The sequence below is a fragment of the Enterococcus sp. LJL51 genome, from assembly GCF_054871795.1.
On record NZ_JBTXLW010000003.1, the window covers coordinates 233,383 to 249,507 of the forward strand.

The following is a 16,125-nucleotide window of genomic DNA, read 5'->3' on the forward strand; positions in this document are numbered from 1 at the left end:
CCTACTAAGCTTTCCTTCTTCTATTTTTTTCAGAACTCCTATTTTCTGATTTTCTCAAGCAGCAACTGGTCTTATCTTATTATTATCGTCCAAGACTATAAAAATTATCTATTAAAATACTCTTCTAATTGCTTGTTAATCTTTAATCTTTCGATAAAATCTTCTAACGCATCACTTTCGTTATCATATTCTCTTACTCCAGATTTTACTGCACGTTCATTCGTGACAAATACTTCCCAAATATCTGATTTTTTTGTTATAACAGTCTTGTTTTCACCAATATGTTTATTTTCAAACATAACAAAATTTGCCAGATTTTCTGTTCTTATGATTTCTTTTGCTTTCTCTTCAGTCATGCGTTATTTCCCATGCCTTCCTTTTTTTTATTAATTCTAAAACTTTCGATACTAATTTTATTCGCCATTTTTCTACTAATAATCAGTATAAACAACTACTCCATTTCTAACAGTGGAGACTTTAAGTCATACGGTGGTTCCTCGATAAAACCCAAGCTTTCTTCATAAACTTGTTTGTTCATCTTTTTTATAGTCATATAGTTAATACGTTTAAATAATTCGGTATTTTGTTTAGAACTTAATTTCACGTTTTTTTTAGTTAATCTACTTTCTACATAACTTAGGTCTACCCAAAGTACTTCATCTCGAAAATCTACAACCTTACAGTATGCAATACAAGATAAGTCCTCATACAATAAGTTAATCTTTTCGTTGTATTTCGTTGTTACATTAAAATTTTCATTTGACATATTTCCTCATCACCTTATATTTATCTGAATCCTATCTGAATTCACAACCAGTAATATTAATTCTATTTTATTATAACATTTTGGCTGCAATTATTTGGGGAAATCCAAGGATTTTATAGCTATTCACTTACATCTTTTATGCCAGCAAAAAACACCCCGAACATGACTTAACTCTTGAAAGTTAGCTTATGGTCTAACTTTTTAGGGAGATCAAATTCCGAGGTGTTTCACTACCTTAAGTATTAAACCAATCCTCTGGTTTAATACTTAAAATGTAGTCTACTCTGTATTTTGTATCAAGGCTGGTCTCTACAATCTTATACTCTTTTTTCGCCAATAATTGTTTGTAAACTAGAACATCTGCCTTTAGCAAATCAAGCTCTGGATTTTCAAGACTTGGGATAACTTCATCAATATTACTCAGCTTTTCAAGTAAATAATCAGCTATTTGTTCTCTGTTCAAGCTCTCAATACCCATTCGAATAAAATGAGCATACATGACAAATGTATTCAAATTTATTAATCCAGTGTAATCATCAATTGATTTTGAAGTAGCCTGAACAACAGTCCAATTCATTTCATCAATATATTCTTCAAAATTGAAATATACGTTACCTTTTATTTCTTCGTAATTCATATTCTCTGTTCTACCCATATTATTAATTACTCATCCTCTAGTATTTCAGGTGTTATCCTGACACAATTCATAACTTTAAATAAAAGCTCATTGAATGAGTTTGCTTCATAATCTACAACAAAGCTATCATTACACCCATAAAAGCTTCCATCCTCAGCAATAAATACATCTGTCGGTTCCTGAGGTATTTCCCCAACTATTAACAATTTCTTTCCTAAATGTTTTTCATAGTCTCTTACTAAATTTATGTCATATTCTCTAGCAAATTTTTGCGTACGAATGGATAAAGAACGTCTATCCTTTTTATCATATAGAGACTCGAAATCGATTGTAAAACCTTCAAATTCTATCAAAAAATTTTGTTGGATAGTATTAATTTGATATCCTAGTTTGTTTAGATTCACAACTAATTCACTATTACTTGTGGAATTATCCAGTTCCTCTTTACTTTTTAAAATAATCTCTTCGATTAATTTCTTAGTATATTTCATGTAAACTCCTCAAAGTTAATTATAATAAGTCTAAAAAAATCTGAGCCTCTGACACAAGTTCTTATTTCTCTAATGCTTCTTTCAATTTTTTGATATACTCAAGATCAGAAGCACTTGGTTGCATTTTTTCATCGACAACCTTCCCGTTTTCATCATAACAAGTATAATTTAAGGCCACTCCCAACTCGTATTCTCCTTCTTCTTCAAGTTTTCCATCTGGAAAATATTTGGTCATCTTTCCATGAACAACGCCTCTTTTCTTATTCATGATAGTTTTTACCTTTCCATCTGGATAAAAAAGAACAAATTGACCGTCTTCTACGCCATCTTTGTACCAAGAATAATTGGCAATTCTGCCATTCTCAAACATTTCATAGGCAAGACCATTAAATAAATCTCTACCATCTTCTGAAGTAGTCAGATAATCTCCATAGGGCGGCTGAGCCCCCAAGCCATTATCTGAATCTACTCCGTGATTTTTTACGTACTCTTCATCCAAAATTTTATCGTTCATTTTTATGATTCTCTCCAAAGTTCGCTCAATTTTAAAAGATATCTATCTGAATCCTATTACTCTTTCGATCTTTTTTTCGTAAAATAATCCAAAACTATTTTATTAGACCGAATCCTTTGTATAAAACTATCTAAAGCCTTCTCTTCTGTGGCAAACTCCTCGATTCCTTCCGGTGTTGCTCTTTCACTTGTGAAAAAAACACACCAATTCTGATTCTTTTTGCATATAACAATTTCATTTTCTTTGACTGGATGTTCTTCAAATAAATTGTAATTCGTTAGGTTTTCTTCTGATATTATTTTTTTTGCTTTTTTTCTATCCATCATTATCCCTGCCTTTTAATGAGGTTTACATGAATTATTTGATTATGTTTGTTCGAACTTCTTCAATAATCACTTCATTTTTAGGTACTTCTTTTTCATAAAAATACTTATCTGTTCTCTTAAAACCTAATTCATTTACTAATTGAGCATCTGACGAACCTAATACTACGTTTTCTTTATTTAAGCTAGACCGAACAGAAAACTTTTGATTTTTATAGATGGCATAATATTCCGCCCTATATAATTCGGTTAGTTCACTTTTATCAACTATTTTCTCGTATATATCGGGTAAAATATCTCTGTTTTCAAACTCTTTAGGAAAAATATACTTGGTGAAACCCAATTTTTCAGTTTCCTTTTTCCTCGAAACTAATGTCACGGTTTTACTAGTTATATCATTTGCTTGATACACTTCATTTTTGAAAACTGCATAATCTCCAACAGATAATTCCATTTTTTCTCCTATCTTTTCTTTCTCAGTCAACACAAGTATTTCAATCCATTTCTAACAAAGGCTTATTTAAGCTATGGGGTGGTTCCTCGATAAAACCTGCTTCAGTTTCAACAATTTAAGTATTCATTTTTTTGATAGTTAAGTAATTTATTCTACGAAGCACTTCTTGATGTTGAGGTAAAGTTAATTGACTATCATTATTATTTCTTTTATCTTTTACTGACAATATTAAAATCCAATAGACCTCATCTCTGAAATCTGCAATGTTACAATTAATTACACAGCTAACATCTTCATAAATTAAATTATCACGCTCATTTTGCCTCGTATGTATAGAAAAATTTTCGCTGTTCATCAGTTCACCTCATATTTTAAGATTATTTATAGACAATTGATAGTTTCACTTCACCGTTTTTCATGTCGATGTAGGATGTTGCCTCTCCCCATTCTCTTTTAACTATAAGAACTGTTTCTTCTTCCTCTTCAGGTTCTCCAAACTGTTCAATGAGCCACTTATCATGACTTTCTCGTTTCCTTCTGTTTCTATCATTTGACCAGTCTTGATATGTGTTTACTAATCCCGAATCGGCATTTTCTAAATTTAATCCAATAAGCTTATTCTCTTTAAAATAGAACCATATCCAAAATTTTATATGCCCATTTTTTAAAGGCATAGAATTTTCAAAAACATTATCATTTATTTCAAACTCTTCTAAGTTTTCATTAAACTCTTGAATAAAATCCATTTTACTCATATTTGGTATAATGGTACTTTTGCCAAATATCAATTTTCCTGTTCTATTATTCATAAATAGCCACCTCTATTTTTTATGGTTCCCTAGACTAGAGTTCTGCATCATTCGGAAGATTTGTTGTATTTTACTATCAGACCTAAGAAAAATAAATCCTACGGCTACAGTCATATCAGACTAGTATTATAAAAAAAGTTCTCTTTGTTCTGATTATCACGAATCGGTTCATATTTAACACTATTAATTATAACATTTTGAAAGTGATTATTTGGGAAAACCTGATATTTTATGGCTATCTCTCACCTCCTTTATTCCATCAAAAAACACCTCGAACATGACTTAACTCTTGAAAGTTAGCTTATGGTCTAACTTTTTAGGGAAGTCAAATTCCGAGGTGTTTCACTGTTTTAAGTATTAAACCAGTCCTCTGGTTTAATACTTAAAATGTAGTCTACTCTATATTTTGTATCAAGGCTGGTCTCTACAATCTCATACTCTTTTTTCTCCAATAATTGTTTGTATACTAGAACATCTGCCTTTAGCAAATCAAGCTCTGGATTTTCAAGATTTGAGATAACTTCATCAATATTACTCAGCTTTTCAAGTAAATAATCAGCTATTTGCCCTCTGTTCAAGCTTTCAATACCTAATCTCACAAAATAAGAATAGGTGATAAAGGGACTTAGATTGATAAATCCCGTAAAGTTATCAATTGTTTTTGATGTTGTTTGAGCGACAGTCCAACCTGCTTCATCCATGTACTCTTCAAAGCTAAAAAAAACATTATCTGTTATTCTTTCATAATTCATATTCTCCACTTATTTTCCTCCTTATATTTTAGAAAATTCTTTAATCATTTCACTTGTTACAACATTCAATTTAATATTAGGGTATTTTCTTCTGAATTCTAATATAAGATTACTACAGCTTTGACAACAATTTTTTTTAGAAAATAAAGTAATCTCACCATGTATTTTTGAATCTTTTATTTGTGAAGCAATATCTTCTAAAATTTTTGCTTCAGTATCATTATATCTCACATAATCATCTACTTTAACATAACTTTTTAAAAGTCTTTGTTCTTCACTCATAGCTGTTGAAAATCCTTCAACATAACCTAAAGAATCTTTCGAATGAATTCTGCTGTGAGCTTTAAGTTCTAATTTTACATCAGGAACATCTACCTTAGCTGTAGCAACATTAGAACTTTTTATGGTATCGAATTTGTACTCAATCCTTTTTCTTTGAGTATTTGATAAGTTTAAATACTCCTCAGATTTTCTATAATCATTAATAAAATCATCCATATTCTTTTCAATTTTTATAGACTTAGCTTCTAAATCTTTAGCAATTTTATAAAATGCTTTCTTTTGTTTAGCAATAGCTGTTATTTCCTTATACTTCCCTCGGCTAGAGTTCTGCATCATCTTCACGATATGCTGCGTCTTAGTATCAGAGACACCCTTCACTAGATTCACATTCTTACTAAATGAAGTCAGTCCTTTCACGCCACCGACAACTCCGATTGTACCAAACACACCTCTCGTCCAGCGTTCTCCTGTACCAAGCTCACGTCCGCTGACAAAATCCTTACCAAATCCTGCACAGGCTAATTCGTAGGCACCAAATGCCGCACCAAGGGCGAAACCTGCTGGTGGAAATACAAAACCGACAGCCACTGTCACAACAGTAGAAACAATATTGAATATCAGTTCTTTCTTGTTCTGCTTGTCTCGAATCGATTCATACTCAAACGCACCTGAATGAATTGCACTGCTTTTATAATCGGCATAAGTCAGCTCAGTGTCTGGATTCGAAGCTTTATAGTTGGCCCATTCTGTCGACATCATATCTGAAACCGGATTGGTGCCGTTAAAAATATCGTTTAGACTGATACTGCCTTTTTCGAATAACTGTTCTTCTGCCATACTGGAAGAAACCTGCACGATACGCTTTTCTTTAATCCCCAGCGTATTTTTGGTAGTGTAGCTGTCAATATTCAGCCCTTCCATTGTTTCTACGTAGTCATCGATCTGCTTATAAAATTCATCATCAATTTCGTCGCATAGGACTTGATTTACTTTACTTGTAAATGTTTTTAATACATTGAATTTTTCTGCAATCTCACTGTATTTTGATGTGTAGCTCGTATGAGAAAAGCTGATAATTCCATCCTCATCATAGGTATCGATGTCAGATTCGGCCTTTTCAAGATTCTTGGTGACATCTGTCAGCTCATCTGTAACACCTCGACCCCAACCGGAGCCTATCAAGGTACCGATGGTTGTGCCCATCTTTTCCCAACTGCTTTCAGTATACTTTACATCTGCCATTTATTCACCCCTTTTCTACGGTCTCACCGGTCCTATTTGTTTCGCCAGTGTTCCATCAGCTTCTGCCATCGTTACCCAAGTCATCTGCAGTAGTTGACCCAGGCGAGTATAATGCTCAACTGCGGCATTATATTTTCCCGGCACATTTGCTAATGCTTTCACCGCACTATCTGCCTGTCCGTCTTTATAAAAATTTAGCTCACCAATTTTAACTGCTTCCTGTGTTGCTTTCTCCAGCAAAGCTGCGATTTCTGATAACTCATTAAAGAAACCTTCAATTTCGCTTTTATCAAAGCTTATCTTTTCAGACATTTTGCTCACCTGCCCCATATGGAATTTCTAAGCTGTCAAACAGCTCTTTCATCAGCCAATACTGACTTGCCCGATAATAGCTTTCATCTTCAACGGATACACTATATAGCTTGTCTTCCTCTACAAAACAAAGCCAAGCACTTTTCTCATTTTTCTCAATGCTATAAACTTCTAAAGACAGCGCATTATCTGGTATGTCCTTATCAAGAAAGCTTCTTCTTTCACGATTACGCGCCTTTTTCAAGACAAACTCTGTTTCATCTGCCAACGGTTCTCTTTTTACAATTGCCAAATGGTCAAATAGCTCTTTCATTACTAGATATTTGTCAATCACACGTAGTATATAATATTCCTGAGGCTCAATTTCAGTGAGTACAATGCACATATCTTCTTCAAGCTCACTAAAGGCAATCATTAGATTATTAATCTGAACATATTTTCTGGAAGCCGCATATTCCTCAATGGATTTAATAATTAAGTAGCCGCCGTCCGTTAGATGACCTGCTTCATCCAAGATTCCTTTTTCCTGAATCTTTGCTTTTGCTTCGTCTAAATAATTTCGATCCATCATGCCATAAAGTGAACGGTCAGGCAGTCCAAACAATGCTTTCGCCTGAATCGCATCACTTAATAAAAAGAGTTCAGTTACATGGAAAACGTCTTGCGTATTTAAGCCTTCAACCATTGTACTCATAGGCTTTTCACCTTTGCGACTTCAGCGTTGCTTCCGTAGCTGCTAATCCCTTTCGTGATTTCCTTCAATGCTATTTTCTGCTTTTTACTCGCACTGTACAAATCTGCATGATATTCCTGAAGGAGGGTTAGATAGGCTGTAAATGATTTTTCAGCGTCTCCTTCCCAGCCGGAGCCCTTTACTTTGCTAAGCAGTGTCTTTGCCTTCTGACTCGATTCTTGTAAATAGGTGGTCATATTTTCAGCATAACCAATTGCTGTTGTTACTTCTGCTTCTGTGATTTCCAGTTTCGACAGTCCCATACTATGCCCTCTCCTTCATGCGCTCTTCTCGTTCTTTCGCTTCTTTTCTAGCTTTGGCTTCCTTTGCAGCTCTCTCCTGCGCCACTTCGGTATTTACTTTATCGATATAATAGTTTTTACGCTCTAAGGCTTTACTTTTGGCTGTCGCCAAGCTCTCTCTCTTCTCCGACTCTTTTGCGATATAGTCACTAAGCTTACCTGTCAGCTCTTCTCTTTTTGGATCGAAATCATTAGAAGGTATTTTGCTATTGGAAAAATTAGAAACATTGCTTTTGTAGGTATTAAAAATTGATTTGGCTTCGCCTATTTTTTCATCATGCTTTGAAAGTCTTTTCGTCAACTTGTCATACAGCTTTTCATACTGATTTGCTTTTCTTTCACTTTCTCTCGTAACTATCCAATACATACAGTTACCCCTTTCTTTTAATCAAAAAGACACGCCAAAGAAGTCTTTGACGTGCCCCAAAAGATTACAACTTATTATTTACTTCACTCAACCTTTTTATCCAACGTCAACCTATTATTTTTGCTTTCTTTTCTATCTACTCCCAAGATTTGAAAAGCTGCTTCAATCGATTCAGCCTATTTCGGTGTGATATAGGTCATGATATCAGCTGTATTTTTATCCAATAGACGGAAGGAAACCATTCCCAAACCCGCTACATTCATTTCGGAAATTAGGATTGAACCATCCTCATAGACATGCTCCACAAAAGCTACGTGACCATAGGTACTGTCTGCTCCAGCTACTCCAGGCTGGAAACAAAGAGCAGTCCCGGCTTTTGGTTCATGGGATACTTCATAGCCTCTGGCTTTACCAGTTGCACCCCAGTCCATACCGTTCCCCATATTCACATCTACGTAACCATCTAGTTGAATGATTCGATTATAAACATATTGCGTACAGTTACCAGCTGCATAATACTCCGCTCCTGAATAGCTCTCACCTGCATAATCCTTAAAATCACTATCTGGATGATTATCCGTAATAATGATTCCTGATGCAGCTGCTGAAGGCTCAGCCTTGTCGTATTCAGTCAGTTCATATTCCTCAATAAAAGCTATTAATTTTTGATCATATTGCGTATCCGTTGCGTAAACTCCAGTTAAGGCCTTAGCGGCTTCCTGATAGCTGACTGCATGTTCCTTCCAGGTGCCTTCATAAATCGTTGGATTCCACTCTGTTCCTTCTTTAAGAAGCTTGGCATAATCTTCAAAGGATTCTGTATAGCCTGGATATTGTTTAAAGGTCGAATTGATTTGATACCAGTTGCCTGATCCGTCGTCTTCATAAGTCGGAAACGTCACTGATTGCCCTTCATAATCTCCCTTGATACCGAATAAGTTGAAGTACGGTTCCTGACTCAGCTGACTGCCGCCTGAACCTGTTTCCAAGATTGCTTGAGCAATCATTACCGAAGCATACAGCTCAAATTCCTGTCCAATTCTTCTAGCCTTTTCACCAATTCGACGAACAAAGCTCTCTGTTGTTTCATCCCGATTGACATTGATTGGACTCGGCAAATTCAAAATTGGATCCACTCCAGCTCCCGTATAGTTTGGTGCTGGACTAACTGGAGCAGGCGCTGCCGGTTGAGCAGGTGCAGGTGCCGCAGGCTGTGCAGGTGTATCCGGTACTGGTGCCGGTGTTTCTACCGGCGGTGTTGGCTCTGCCGACACACTTGGTTCAGTACTTGAATCTGTCGTCCCAGTCTCTCCCGGATTACTCTCTTCTGTTGTATCAGAAGTATCTGTACTTTCTTCCGTACTGCTGTCTGTCGTTTCGGTAGACTCTTCTACCGGATTTGCATTTCCAAGCTCTGATCCAAAAACCAGAACAGGATTAAAGGCGCTGCTTACTATAATTGCTAATGCACCTGCCATAAGTATCTTTCGCTTCATAATTGTCTAATTACTCCTTTTGTCTTCGCATTTTTTTATGAATATCTTACAATAAGTACACGTTTATTCTTACTAATCTTTTTATGTAGCTTCTTTTGAAAATACATAGTTTTTGATAGTTGTTTAATTACAATTATTTTTAATCATCCAATCCAACAACTTTCGAATCTCTTCCCATTCAACTATTATCTTTTTTAGTTTCAACGTTTTTATACAAATAGGGGGATATAATTCGTCAGCTTCAATGAGACCTTCAAACATATCAGAAATAGTAGCATACTCTTTTTCAATTTCTAAAAGAACTCGTTCGTTGCCAATTGCTTCAAAACTACTTTGCTTCTTTTCTACTTTCACAATTTTTTGCATAATATCAGTCAATGAAATCAAAGAACTATCAATATTAAGCAAATCCTCTAGTCCAATATACGCTGGATTTTCAAAAACGATTACAGGTCGTTTTTTGAACCCTTCAACATCAAAAATTTCATAGCTAATTTTCATTTATCGCTCCTGTATTTCCCACCTAAATCACTTGATACATTCCATTAAAATCAAATGATTTTAATGGTTTCAGTGCTGAAAAGAAGCCTCTTTCCTGCAACTCTTTAATTGTTTTAATAATGTCTTCTTCCTGACACTCATTGACTAAGATGAGGTTAGGAACCATTTCATAAAAGCCGTAATCCTTTATTTCTAATTCAAAGTCTTGTTTTAAGCGAATCATTGTATAAACATTTAATTGATAAGCTTTGTTTTCAATAACTACAAATACATCTTCTCGATAACCCTTATTAAAACTTTCATAGGTCATTACCTCTGAATTATTTTCAAAATAGACAATCATTTACTTCCTCTTACTCACATAAAATCTAAAATAGCTTCAATACTTTCTTTTATTCCTTCTGAAAAGTCTGAAGAGTTAGTTTCCAACCTTTCAACTATCTCTTGAAATTTAGCTTCGAGAACTTTTTCTTTTTTATCTGTTAAATCCAAATCTAACAACTGAATGAGATTTAAATAATCTGTTAAAACTTCTCTATTTTGCTTTATTTCTTCATTTCTATCTTGAACAATATATTTGCTTTCTGGCAATACATGTCGGCTCGAATTTCTTAATAAAAAACCAAGTAGTTGATTTTCTCTAAGAACAAAAGAACACTACTTCCAATGAGTAATTAAGTGAATGTTGTTTTTATTTCAATTCAGTAATTTAGGACATTTTTCTACTAAACGACCTATCATAAAAATCTATTTCTTATTACAATTTCTCGAAAAACTTGCCATCCTGATTCATTATTACACTTTTAGGATATTCTTTTTTTAAACCAGAATAAAACTTTTGTACCAATACTTCACTTTGTTCATCGCTTCCTACTTCAACATCTAAAATATAGTTAATTTTCAGTTGATATTCAGAAAGAATTTCAGCATTTTCAGATGCATAATAGTCTAAATCAGAATCAAATTCCGCATAATTAACCCAGATTGTCGCTTCACCATCTTGAATAGTATAGTGACCGTTACTTGTCTCATATCCTTCTAAATGATTTACAATCGAATCCATTTTTTCTTTTGAAATATGCTCTTCTAAAAAAATTTGATAGCTCTTACTCATTTAAAACTCCATATTATTTTTGGTGTAATTGTGACTATTTTTTAACAATACTATTAATACCTTCGAAAATGACATCACGTAATACTTCGTTGTAAGTATCATAGTTTTTGTCAGCTTTAATCTTGTCAAATACTTGTTTTATTACACCATCCACCATTATGGTTAATCCTTCAACCTGTTCCTCAGAACCTTCTTTATTAAATAATTCGTTCATGATTGTCAAATTATTATCGCTCATTTGTCCATCTCCTCAAACTTTCTTTTTTCTTGATTAAACTTTTTTGAAATTAAATCAATATCATTATCCATCCAGTATTGATTTGACTTCTCTATATACTTAGCAATTCCTTCTGTTTTTCCTTTCCAGCCATCAGGAACATATTTTTCATAAGGAACAGCTTCTGGATACTCAGAAATTAGCTCATTATTTATAAAATCTACGTATAAACTTGGCTGTAATGACAAAATAGTATCATCATAGTGATTGTTCAAAACCCATTCATTTAAAACCTCTGTTTCAATAGAAAAAGATTCATAAGGTTGTAGGTATTTTTGGTAATTATCTTCATCAACTACTGCTATATTATTTCTCAAAGATAAAATATAGTCTAAATCTACATCATAACCCACGTTTTTATAAGCCTTTTGATACTTATAAATATCTAAAATCCATATATCTTGAGGAGTTAAATACCAACGGAAGCCATTCAAACTGTTCACACCAACAATTATATTTTCAGCATATTTTGGTTGTAATATCTTCATCATCTCCTATACTTATTCCAGTATTTTAGCAGAATGTGCATATTCTTCAAGCCATTCTATCCAAGGATCCGAAGGAAGTTCATAGCTTACTCCAGGTGTTGTAGGATCAACCAGTTTAGGTGCCATTCCTCCTTGATTTTTCGGATTTGTTTTATAGCCGTATTGATCAACCATGTTTTCTTTAATAATATCATCTAGTTCTTTTGGAACTTGAAATTCAACAATTTCTCCACCAGGTCTAGCAGTATCTCTAAAATATTGAGCATGTTCTAAATCATAAGCACTAACATTTAAATCCGCTGTTTTATTTGGAATAGAAATTGTTCCATCAGCATTTACTTTTATCCTGTATTGGCTTGTTTTCCCTCCAGAACCTCCGCCTTGAACTCTATAGTATTTAACAGTTTCATCTGCGTTACTTACTCTACTAAAATTACTAACTTTATTCTTCACATAATTTGTCGCACTTTTGACATTCGTCTTAACCGTATTATACCCGTTTTTAAGTTTTGCTGGTATCGATGTCAATGCATTTTTAAAGTTGGTAATGCGTGTTTTCGCCATATTTTTAGCCGCCAAGGTCATATCTGATAGATGCTCCAGCTTACTGGCACCACCTTTAAACGCATACTTCATAGCATTGGCTTGCTGAGTTGCCTTACTAAAGGAACGCAGCGCAGATACATCAAAGGCGATACTGACAACGGAAAGGGCTCCTCGTGTCCAGCGCTCCCCTGTATCCAGCTCTCTGCCGCTAATCCAGTCCTTCCCCGTCAGGGCGCTTCCCAGTTCAGCAGATGCCAATGCAATGCCCAGAACTGCACCGGCTGGTGGACAAACCAGACCGACTACTAGGGTCACAGCGGCCAGTCCCAAATTGACCCACATTTCTTTTTCCATTTGCTGATCTTTAATTGATTTATAGTCGAAAGCACCTGTATTTAAGGAGGCAGTTCTAAAATCACTGTAGTTGTCGATCATATCATCTTTATCGCCAGTGTAGTTCACCTTGTATTTATCAAAATCGGCTTTCAGCTGCTTACCCAAAACAGTGTCTTCTGCAAACAAATCATCTGCTGTGATACTGTCTTTTTTCTTTGTAGATGTTTCAAAATTGTAGCCATCCTTAGTTGTCACAACTATTTCTGTTGAACCAATAGTATTATCGGTAGAATAATTATTAATCGATAAAGCTTCCATTGCTTCTACATAGCTGTCAATATCCACATGAAAAGGATCATCAATGTGTTCATCAACAAGGTCATGCGCTTTCCCGCTGTATGTATGGAGCACATCCAACTTGTCGAAAAGATCATTCAGCTTGCTTTTTTTACTAGTATGGGAAAATGAAATCACACCATCGACATCTTTTTCTCTGATTTTTTCTTCTGCTTCTTCCATGTATTTGTTGATATCTTTCAAATCATCAAATACTCCGTCTCCTGCGAACCAGCCTGTACCAATCAGGTTTCCCAGTCCGCTTCTCATTTTCTCCCAGCCGCCAGAGCTGGTTTTTACATCAACCATGTAACGTTTCACCTCCGCTATCCTTGTCCGTATCTGTTCATGATTGCCTGAGCCAGACCTTCGTCTGTTTCAACTGCTTTTTCTATCGTTTTCGTTACCAAACCTGATGCGCGGTAATAATGTCCAATAATCTCTTCTGTCTTTCCAGTCACCTGTTCCAAAGTTTTACAGGCATCTTTAGCTTTTCCATTGATATAAAAATTTGATTGAGCAACTTTTTCTGCTGCGGGAACGATTGTCTCTGTAAACTCAGTTAAAATCTCTTCGAGTCCATCAACAATATCCAGCATTCCCTCGATATCAAATTTCACCATTCCTGCTCCGCCAAGTGCACCAGCTACTGCTCCAACTATTTTGTTCAGCCCGCCTTTCGTACCAGCAATTCCAGCCGCAACGGCAGCTGCTGCGGCGCCTCCTGCCGCTACAGCACCAGCGGCTGCTTCTCTGGCTACTGGGTTCGCATGAGCAGATGTCCATACCGGTTGGGGCATACTACCATAATATGGAATAGACTGATAACTGCCTCCTGACGGATAATTTTGATAGCCTCCACTTGATTGCGAAGTATAACCTCCTGAACCTTGATTAACTGGTCGAAGGCCAGAAGCGGAGCCAGAAGCGGAGCCTGACGCTTGTCCTCCTGGGCGATAGATAGGGTTGGCCTCAAGTGTTTGTCCGCTTGAGCCAGGACGAGTCATTTTATCCGTTGGAACTGCTTGACCACCGGGCCGATCGAATGTATCGGCCTCGAAGGTCTGTCCGGTCGGCCGCTGCATTTTATCCGTTTTTACATTTTGTCCTGCCCCTTCAGTTACATTATGTGCTTCTAAGGTTTGCCAGGTTTGTTTGGATTCAAATGTCTGCCCGCCGGGCCGATACATTCTATCAGCAATTCCTTGATTTATTGGTTCTTGACGAACATATTTGGCTTCAAGAGTCTTTGCACCATTAGTAGAAGCCGACCCTTTTTTAATATAGCTAAAGCTGTTTTCTTTCACATTCCCTTTATAAATCAATGGATTTAAACCGTTCTGCGTACCTGAACCAGTCTGATTAGACTGATATAACGGTCGCTTTAAATCTAATGTCTGTGCAGGCCGCTTATTGATTGATGATAAAATATCCTGTCGGTTATGCCCTGTACTCGGTCGGCTAAAACCAAAATTCTGAGCAGGACGTTTCCCACCATAAAGCATTCCCTGAATATTTTGCCGGTCACTTGAACCAAACGGCTTATGCATTGTTGCTGTAGAGCCTTTACTTATCCCTTTATATTCGACTGTTGCTCCTTTAATGACCTTTGTCATAATGAATTCCCACCCTTCTATTTTTGATTTTTGACAACCTCTTCTATGGAGATATGCAGCGCCTCAAAAACTGTTTTCAAAAAATAGTATTGGCTGAACTGATAATATTTCTCTTTGGTCACATCAATCCCAATCAGCTTTTCTTCTTTTTCAAAAAATAGCCATTGAACATGCTTTTCTTCATTTTGAATATCTTCCTCTTTGAAGATTTCCAGATTAAATATGTCTTCCGAAAACAACTCTTTTTCCCATTCACGCCTTGTTGCATTACGCAATCGTTTAGTACTATACTCCATGTCTTCCGGCAATGGTTCTCTGTTTATCATAGGAACTGTTTCATACATCTCTTTAATAAAAGACAGCTGATCATAAACAATCAATTTATATTCTTTGGTACTTTCGATTTCAGATAGCACAATTAGGTGTTTTTTATCATTGGAGAAGGCAATCATTATATTGTTAATTCTAAGATACTCTGTGCTGACACAATATTCCTCCAAAGCCTTAACTACGTAAAATCCGCCTTCGGTTAATCGGCTTTCTTCACTTAAAATTTTCTTTTCTTTTAATCTTTTTTCAGCTTCCGAGGCAAAAGCAGAATCAAAAAGCATCTCTGATTTTTTATCCGGCATGCCAAAAATAACTTCTACTTCAAAAGCCTCCGCCAGTAAACTTAACTCTGCAAATGAAAATGTTTGATTATTCATTTTATAGACTCCTTACTTTAGAAGGCTCTGAAAGATTATCAAAAGAAGAAATATTATTTTTTAAATTTTTCACTGCTGTTTTTTGAGCTTTCATTGCTTTATTCAAATCTTCATGGTACTGATAAATTAAATCCAGATAGGCAACAAATGCTTTTTTATTTTTTCCAGTCCATTCTGTAGCCTCTACTTTTGCCTTTAAGCTTTTGGCTTTCGTCAGTGTGTCTCCAATTCCTTTTTTCATCGTTTTAGCTGCTTCAATAACCTCTTCCAGTTCGTTACCTCGAATTTCAATTTTAGACATACTACCAACTCCTTCTTATTTTCCAGCCGCTGCTTGCTTTCTTTTTTCCTGCTCTTCTTTTTTCTTTTTCTCTTCTTTGGCTTTGCGATCTCGTTCCTCTGTAATCGCCAGCTGTTTATATTTCTCATATTGTTCTTTAGCTTTATTTTTTGCTGTCACTAAATCCTTCTTTTTTTCCTTTTCACCCTTGATATAGTCATCCAGCTTTTCTGTATACTCCTCACGCTTCTGATCAAAATATTGCGAGGGAACTTTCGAATTAGACAAATTGGGAACTGCCGATTTATACGTACTAATACTTGATTCAGCTGTCGCTATTTTGGACTCAACCTTTGATTGATAGCTTTTCAACGAGTTATAAAGCGACTGATAGGTATCTCTCTTTTCCTCAGTAGGTGTCTTGCTAAACCATCCGAACATAAT

General features: G+C 35.5%; 27 protein-coding genes. All 27 read right to left on the bottom strand.

Going from position 1 to position 16,125, the window contains the following annotated elements; all coding sequences use genetic code 11:
- Positions 1–104: 104 nt before the first annotated feature.
- Positions 105–356, bottom strand: a complete 252-nt coding sequence (locus ACYSNQ_RS05165) for an Imm59 family immunity protein (RefSeq protein WP_426081760.1) — start codon at positions 354–356, stop codon at positions 105–107.
- Positions 357–451: 95 nt separating this feature from the next.
- Positions 452–766: a hypothetical protein gene (locus ACYSNQ_RS05170; RefSeq protein WP_426081761.1), complete on the bottom strand. Its 315-nt coding sequence runs from the start codon at positions 764–766 to the stop codon at positions 452–454.
- 235 nt (positions 767–1,001) lie between these two features.
- The gene (locus tag ACYSNQ_RS05175; RefSeq protein ID WP_426081762.1) at positions 1,002–1,421 is read right to left on the bottom strand and encodes a hypothetical protein; all 420 of its coding nucleotides are present in this window, start codon (positions 1,419–1,421) and stop codon (positions 1,002–1,004) included.
- Between the two features lie 8 nt (positions 1,422–1,429).
- Entirely contained in the window at positions 1,430–1,894 is a 465-nt protein-coding gene (locus ACYSNQ_RS05180) for an SUKH-3 domain-containing protein (RefSeq protein ID WP_426081763.1), read from the bottom strand.
- 61 nt (positions 1,895–1,955) lie between these two features.
- The gene (locus ACYSNQ_RS05185; protein WP_426081764.1) at positions 1,956–2,408 is read right to left on the bottom strand and encodes a toxin-antitoxin system YwqK family antitoxin; all 453 of its coding nucleotides are present in this window, start codon (positions 2,406–2,408) and stop codon (positions 1,956–1,958) included.
- Between the two features lie 56 nt (positions 2,409–2,464).
- Complete coding sequence (locus ACYSNQ_RS05190) at positions 2,465–2,731, bottom strand: Imm59 family immunity protein (protein ID WP_426081765.1); 267 nt, start codon at positions 2,729–2,731, stop codon at positions 2,465–2,467.
- Positions 2,732–2,765: 34 nt separating this feature from the next.
- Positions 2,766–3,218 carry a hypothetical protein gene (locus tag ACYSNQ_RS05195; protein WP_426081766.1) on the bottom strand — a complete coding sequence of 151 codons (453 nt, stop codon included), beginning with the start codon at positions 3,216–3,218 and terminating at the stop codon, positions 2,766–2,768.
- A gap of 82 nt (positions 3,219–3,300) precedes the next feature.
- Positions 3,301–3,540: a hypothetical protein gene (locus tag ACYSNQ_RS05200; protein ID WP_426081767.1), complete on the bottom strand. Its 240-nt coding sequence runs from the start codon at positions 3,538–3,540 to the stop codon at positions 3,301–3,303.
- Positions 3,541–3,562: 22 nt separating this feature from the next.
- Positions 3,563–3,994, bottom strand: coding sequence for a hypothetical protein (locus tag ACYSNQ_RS05205; RefSeq protein WP_426081768.1), 432 nt, complete (start codon positions 3,992–3,994; stop codon positions 3,563–3,565).
- A 350-nt stretch (positions 3,995–4,344) separates the two neighbouring features.
- The gene (locus ACYSNQ_RS05210; RefSeq protein WP_426081769.1) at positions 4,345–4,755 is read right to left on the bottom strand and encodes a hypothetical protein; all 411 of its coding nucleotides are present in this window, start codon (positions 4,753–4,755) and stop codon (positions 4,345–4,347) included.
- A gap of 12 nt (positions 4,756–4,767) precedes the next feature.
- Positions 4,768–6,270, bottom strand: coding sequence for a deaminase domain-containing protein (locus ACYSNQ_RS05215; RefSeq protein ID WP_426081770.1), 1,503 nt, complete (start codon positions 6,268–6,270; stop codon positions 4,768–4,770).
- A gap of 15 nt (positions 6,271–6,285) precedes the next feature.
- The gene (locus ACYSNQ_RS05220) at positions 6,286–6,582 is read right to left on the bottom strand and encodes a hypothetical protein (protein ID WP_426081771.1); all 297 of its coding nucleotides are present in this window, start codon (positions 6,580–6,582) and stop codon (positions 6,286–6,288) included.
- Complete coding sequence (locus ACYSNQ_RS05225; RefSeq protein ID WP_426081772.1) at positions 6,575–7,276, bottom strand: DUF5081 family protein; 702 nt, start codon at positions 7,274–7,276, stop codon at positions 6,575–6,577. The genes ACYSNQ_RS05220 and ACYSNQ_RS05225 overlap by 8 nt, the downstream gene beginning before the upstream one ends.
- Positions 7,273–7,578, bottom strand: a complete 306-nt coding sequence (locus ACYSNQ_RS05230) for a WXG100 family type VII secretion target (RefSeq protein WP_426081773.1) — start codon at positions 7,576–7,578, stop codon at positions 7,273–7,275. Before ACYSNQ_RS05230 ends, ACYSNQ_RS05225 begins: the two co-directional genes overlap by 4 nt.
- Before the next feature lies 1 nt (position 7,579).
- Positions 7,580–7,984: a hypothetical protein gene (locus ACYSNQ_RS05235; protein ID WP_426081774.1), complete on the bottom strand. Its 405-nt coding sequence runs from the start codon at positions 7,982–7,984 to the stop codon at positions 7,580–7,582.
- Between the two features lie 176 nt (positions 7,985–8,160).
- Positions 8,161–9,480 (bottom strand): glucosaminidase domain-containing protein, encoded by a 1,320-nt coding sequence (locus ACYSNQ_RS05240; protein WP_426081775.1) that lies wholly within the window; start codon positions 9,478–9,480, stop codon positions 8,161–8,163.
- 123 nt (positions 9,481–9,603) lie between these two features.
- A complete protein-coding gene (locus ACYSNQ_RS05245) occupies positions 9,604–9,981 on the bottom strand; it encodes a hypothetical protein (protein ID WP_426081776.1) in 378 nt (125 codons plus the stop codon).
- A gap of 22 nt (positions 9,982–10,003) precedes the next feature.
- A complete protein-coding gene (locus tag ACYSNQ_RS05250; RefSeq protein ID WP_426081777.1) occupies positions 10,004–10,324 on the bottom strand; it encodes a hypothetical protein in 321 nt (106 codons plus the stop codon).
- Positions 10,325–10,338: 14 nt separating this feature from the next.
- Positions 10,339–10,572 carry a hypothetical protein gene (locus ACYSNQ_RS05255; protein WP_426081778.1) on the bottom strand — a complete coding sequence of 78 codons (234 nt, stop codon included), beginning with the start codon at positions 10,570–10,572 and terminating at the stop codon, positions 10,339–10,341.
- 166 nt (positions 10,573–10,738) lie between these two features.
- Positions 10,739–11,095: a hypothetical protein gene (locus tag ACYSNQ_RS05260; RefSeq protein WP_426081779.1), complete on the bottom strand. Its 357-nt coding sequence runs from the start codon at positions 11,093–11,095 to the stop codon at positions 10,739–10,741.
- Positions 11,096–11,129: 34 nt separating this feature from the next.
- Positions 11,130–11,333, bottom strand: a complete 204-nt coding sequence (locus ACYSNQ_RS05265; protein WP_426081780.1) for a hypothetical protein — start codon at positions 11,331–11,333, stop codon at positions 11,130–11,132.
- Complete coding sequence (locus ACYSNQ_RS05270; protein WP_426081781.1) at positions 11,330–11,863, bottom strand: hypothetical protein; 534 nt, start codon at positions 11,861–11,863, stop codon at positions 11,330–11,332. Before ACYSNQ_RS05270 ends, ACYSNQ_RS05265 begins: the two co-directional genes overlap by 4 nt.
- A 9-nt stretch (positions 11,864–11,872) precedes the next feature.
- Positions 11,873–13,387: a hypothetical protein gene (locus ACYSNQ_RS05275; protein WP_426081782.1), complete on the bottom strand. Its 1,515-nt coding sequence runs from the start codon at positions 13,385–13,387 to the stop codon at positions 11,873–11,875.
- 17 nt (positions 13,388–13,404) lie between these two features.
- Positions 13,405–14,694: a hypothetical protein gene (locus tag ACYSNQ_RS05280; protein ID WP_426081783.1), complete on the bottom strand. Its 1,290-nt coding sequence runs from the start codon at positions 14,692–14,694 to the stop codon at positions 13,405–13,407.
- Between the two features lie 17 nt (positions 14,695–14,711).
- Complete coding sequence (locus ACYSNQ_RS05285; RefSeq protein ID WP_426081784.1) at positions 14,712–15,401, bottom strand: DUF5081 family protein; 690 nt, start codon at positions 15,399–15,401, stop codon at positions 14,712–14,714.
- Position 15,402: 1 nt separating this feature from the next.
- On the bottom strand, positions 15,403–15,702 hold the full coding sequence (locus tag ACYSNQ_RS05290) for a WXG100 family type VII secretion target (protein WP_426081785.1): 300 nt from the start codon (positions 15,700–15,702) through the stop codon (positions 15,403–15,405).
- Positions 15,703–15,717: 15 nt separating this feature from the next.
- The gene (locus tag ACYSNQ_RS05295) at positions 15,718–16,122 is read right to left on the bottom strand and encodes a hypothetical protein (protein WP_426081786.1); all 405 of its coding nucleotides are present in this window, start codon (positions 16,120–16,122) and stop codon (positions 15,718–15,720) included.
- Between the last annotated feature and the right edge of the window lie 3 nt (positions 16,123–16,125).

What these genes read in the sequence shown, in the direction of transcription:
- ACYSNQ_RS05245 (WP_426081776.1), bottom strand. Translation starts at nt 9,981, where the DNA reads ATGAAAATTAGCTATGAAATTTTTGATGTTGAAGGGTTCAAAAAACGA.
- ACYSNQ_RS05175 (WP_426081762.1), bottom strand. Translation starts at nt 1,421, where the DNA reads ATGGGTAGAACAGAGAATATGAATTACGAAGAAATAAAAGGTAACGTA.
- ACYSNQ_RS05295 (WP_426081786.1), bottom strand. Translation starts at nt 16,122, where the DNA reads ATGTTCGGATGGTTTAGCAAGACACCTACTGAGGAAAAGAGAGATACC.
- ACYSNQ_RS05225 (WP_426081772.1), bottom strand. Translation starts at nt 7,276, where the DNA reads ATGAGTACAATGGTTGAAGGCTTAAATACGCAAGACGTTTTCCATGTA.
- ACYSNQ_RS05240 (WP_426081775.1), bottom strand. Translation starts at nt 9,480, where the DNA reads ATGAAGCGAAAGATACTTATGGCAGGTGCATTAGCAATTATAGTAAGC.
- ACYSNQ_RS05250 (WP_426081777.1), bottom strand. Translation starts at nt 10,324, where the DNA reads ATGATTGTCTATTTTGAAAATAATTCAGAGGTAATGACCTATGAAAGT.
- ACYSNQ_RS05220 (WP_426081771.1), bottom strand. Translation starts at nt 6,582, where the DNA reads ATGTCTGAAAAGATAAGCTTTGATAAAAGCGAAATTGAAGGTTTCTTT.
- ACYSNQ_RS05230 (WP_426081773.1), bottom strand. Translation starts at nt 7,578, where the DNA reads ATGGGACTGTCGAAACTGGAAATCACAGAAGCAGAAGTAACAACAGCA.
- ACYSNQ_RS05165 (WP_426081760.1), bottom strand. Translation starts at nt 356, where the DNA reads ATGACTGAAGAGAAAGCAAAAGAAATCATAAGAACAGAAAATCTGGCA.
- ACYSNQ_RS05235 (WP_426081774.1), bottom strand. Translation starts at nt 7,984, where the DNA reads ATGTATTGGATAGTTACGAGAGAAAGTGAAAGAAAAGCAAATCAGTAT.
- ACYSNQ_RS05270 (WP_426081781.1), bottom strand. Translation starts at nt 11,863, where the DNA reads ATGATGAAGATATTACAACCAAAATATGCTGAAAATATAATTGTTGGT.
- ACYSNQ_RS05265 (WP_426081780.1), bottom strand. Translation starts at nt 11,333, where the DNA reads ATGAGCGATAATAATTTGACAATCATGAACGAATTATTTAATAAAGAA.
- ACYSNQ_RS05205 (WP_426081768.1), bottom strand. Translation starts at nt 3,994, where the DNA reads ATGAATAATAGAACAGGAAAATTGATATTTGGCAAAAGTACCATTATA.
- ACYSNQ_RS05190 (WP_426081765.1), bottom strand. Translation starts at nt 2,731, where the DNA reads ATGGATAGAAAAAAAGCAAAAAAAATAATATCAGAAGAAAACCTAACG.
- ACYSNQ_RS05170 (WP_426081761.1), bottom strand. Translation starts at nt 766, where the DNA reads ATGTCAAATGAAAATTTTAATGTAACAACGAAATACAACGAAAAGATT.
- ACYSNQ_RS05290 (WP_426081785.1), bottom strand. Translation starts at nt 15,702, where the DNA reads ATGTCTAAAATTGAAATTCGAGGTAACGAACTGGAAGAGGTTATTGAA.
- ACYSNQ_RS05180 (WP_426081763.1), bottom strand. Translation starts at nt 1,894, where the DNA reads ATGAAATATACTAAGAAATTAATCGAAGAGATTATTTTAAAAAGTAAA.
- ACYSNQ_RS05185 (WP_426081764.1), bottom strand. Translation starts at nt 2,408, where the DNA reads ATGAACGATAAAATTTTGGATGAAGAGTACGTAAAAAATCACGGAGTA.
- ACYSNQ_RS05215 (WP_426081770.1), bottom strand. Translation starts at nt 6,270, where the DNA reads ATGGCAGATGTAAAGTATACTGAAAGCAGTTGGGAAAAGATGGGCACA.
- ACYSNQ_RS05200 (WP_426081767.1), bottom strand. Translation starts at nt 3,540, where the DNA reads ATGAACAGCGAAAATTTTTCTATACATACGAGGCAAAATGAGCGTGAT.
- ACYSNQ_RS05280 (WP_426081783.1), bottom strand. Translation starts at nt 14,694, where the DNA reads ATGACAAAGGTCATTAAAGGAGCAACAGTCGAATATAAAGGGATAAGT.
- ACYSNQ_RS05275 (WP_426081782.1), bottom strand. Translation starts at nt 13,387, where the DNA reads ATGGTTGATGTAAAAACCAGCTCTGGCGGCTGGGAGAAAATGAGAAGC.
- ACYSNQ_RS05285 (WP_426081784.1), bottom strand. Translation starts at nt 15,401, where the DNA reads ATGAATAATCAAACATTTTCATTTGCAGAGTTAAGTTTACTGGCGGAG.
- ACYSNQ_RS05260 (WP_426081779.1), bottom strand. Translation starts at nt 11,095, where the DNA reads ATGAGTAAGAGCTATCAAATTTTTTTAGAAGAGCATATTTCAAAAGAA.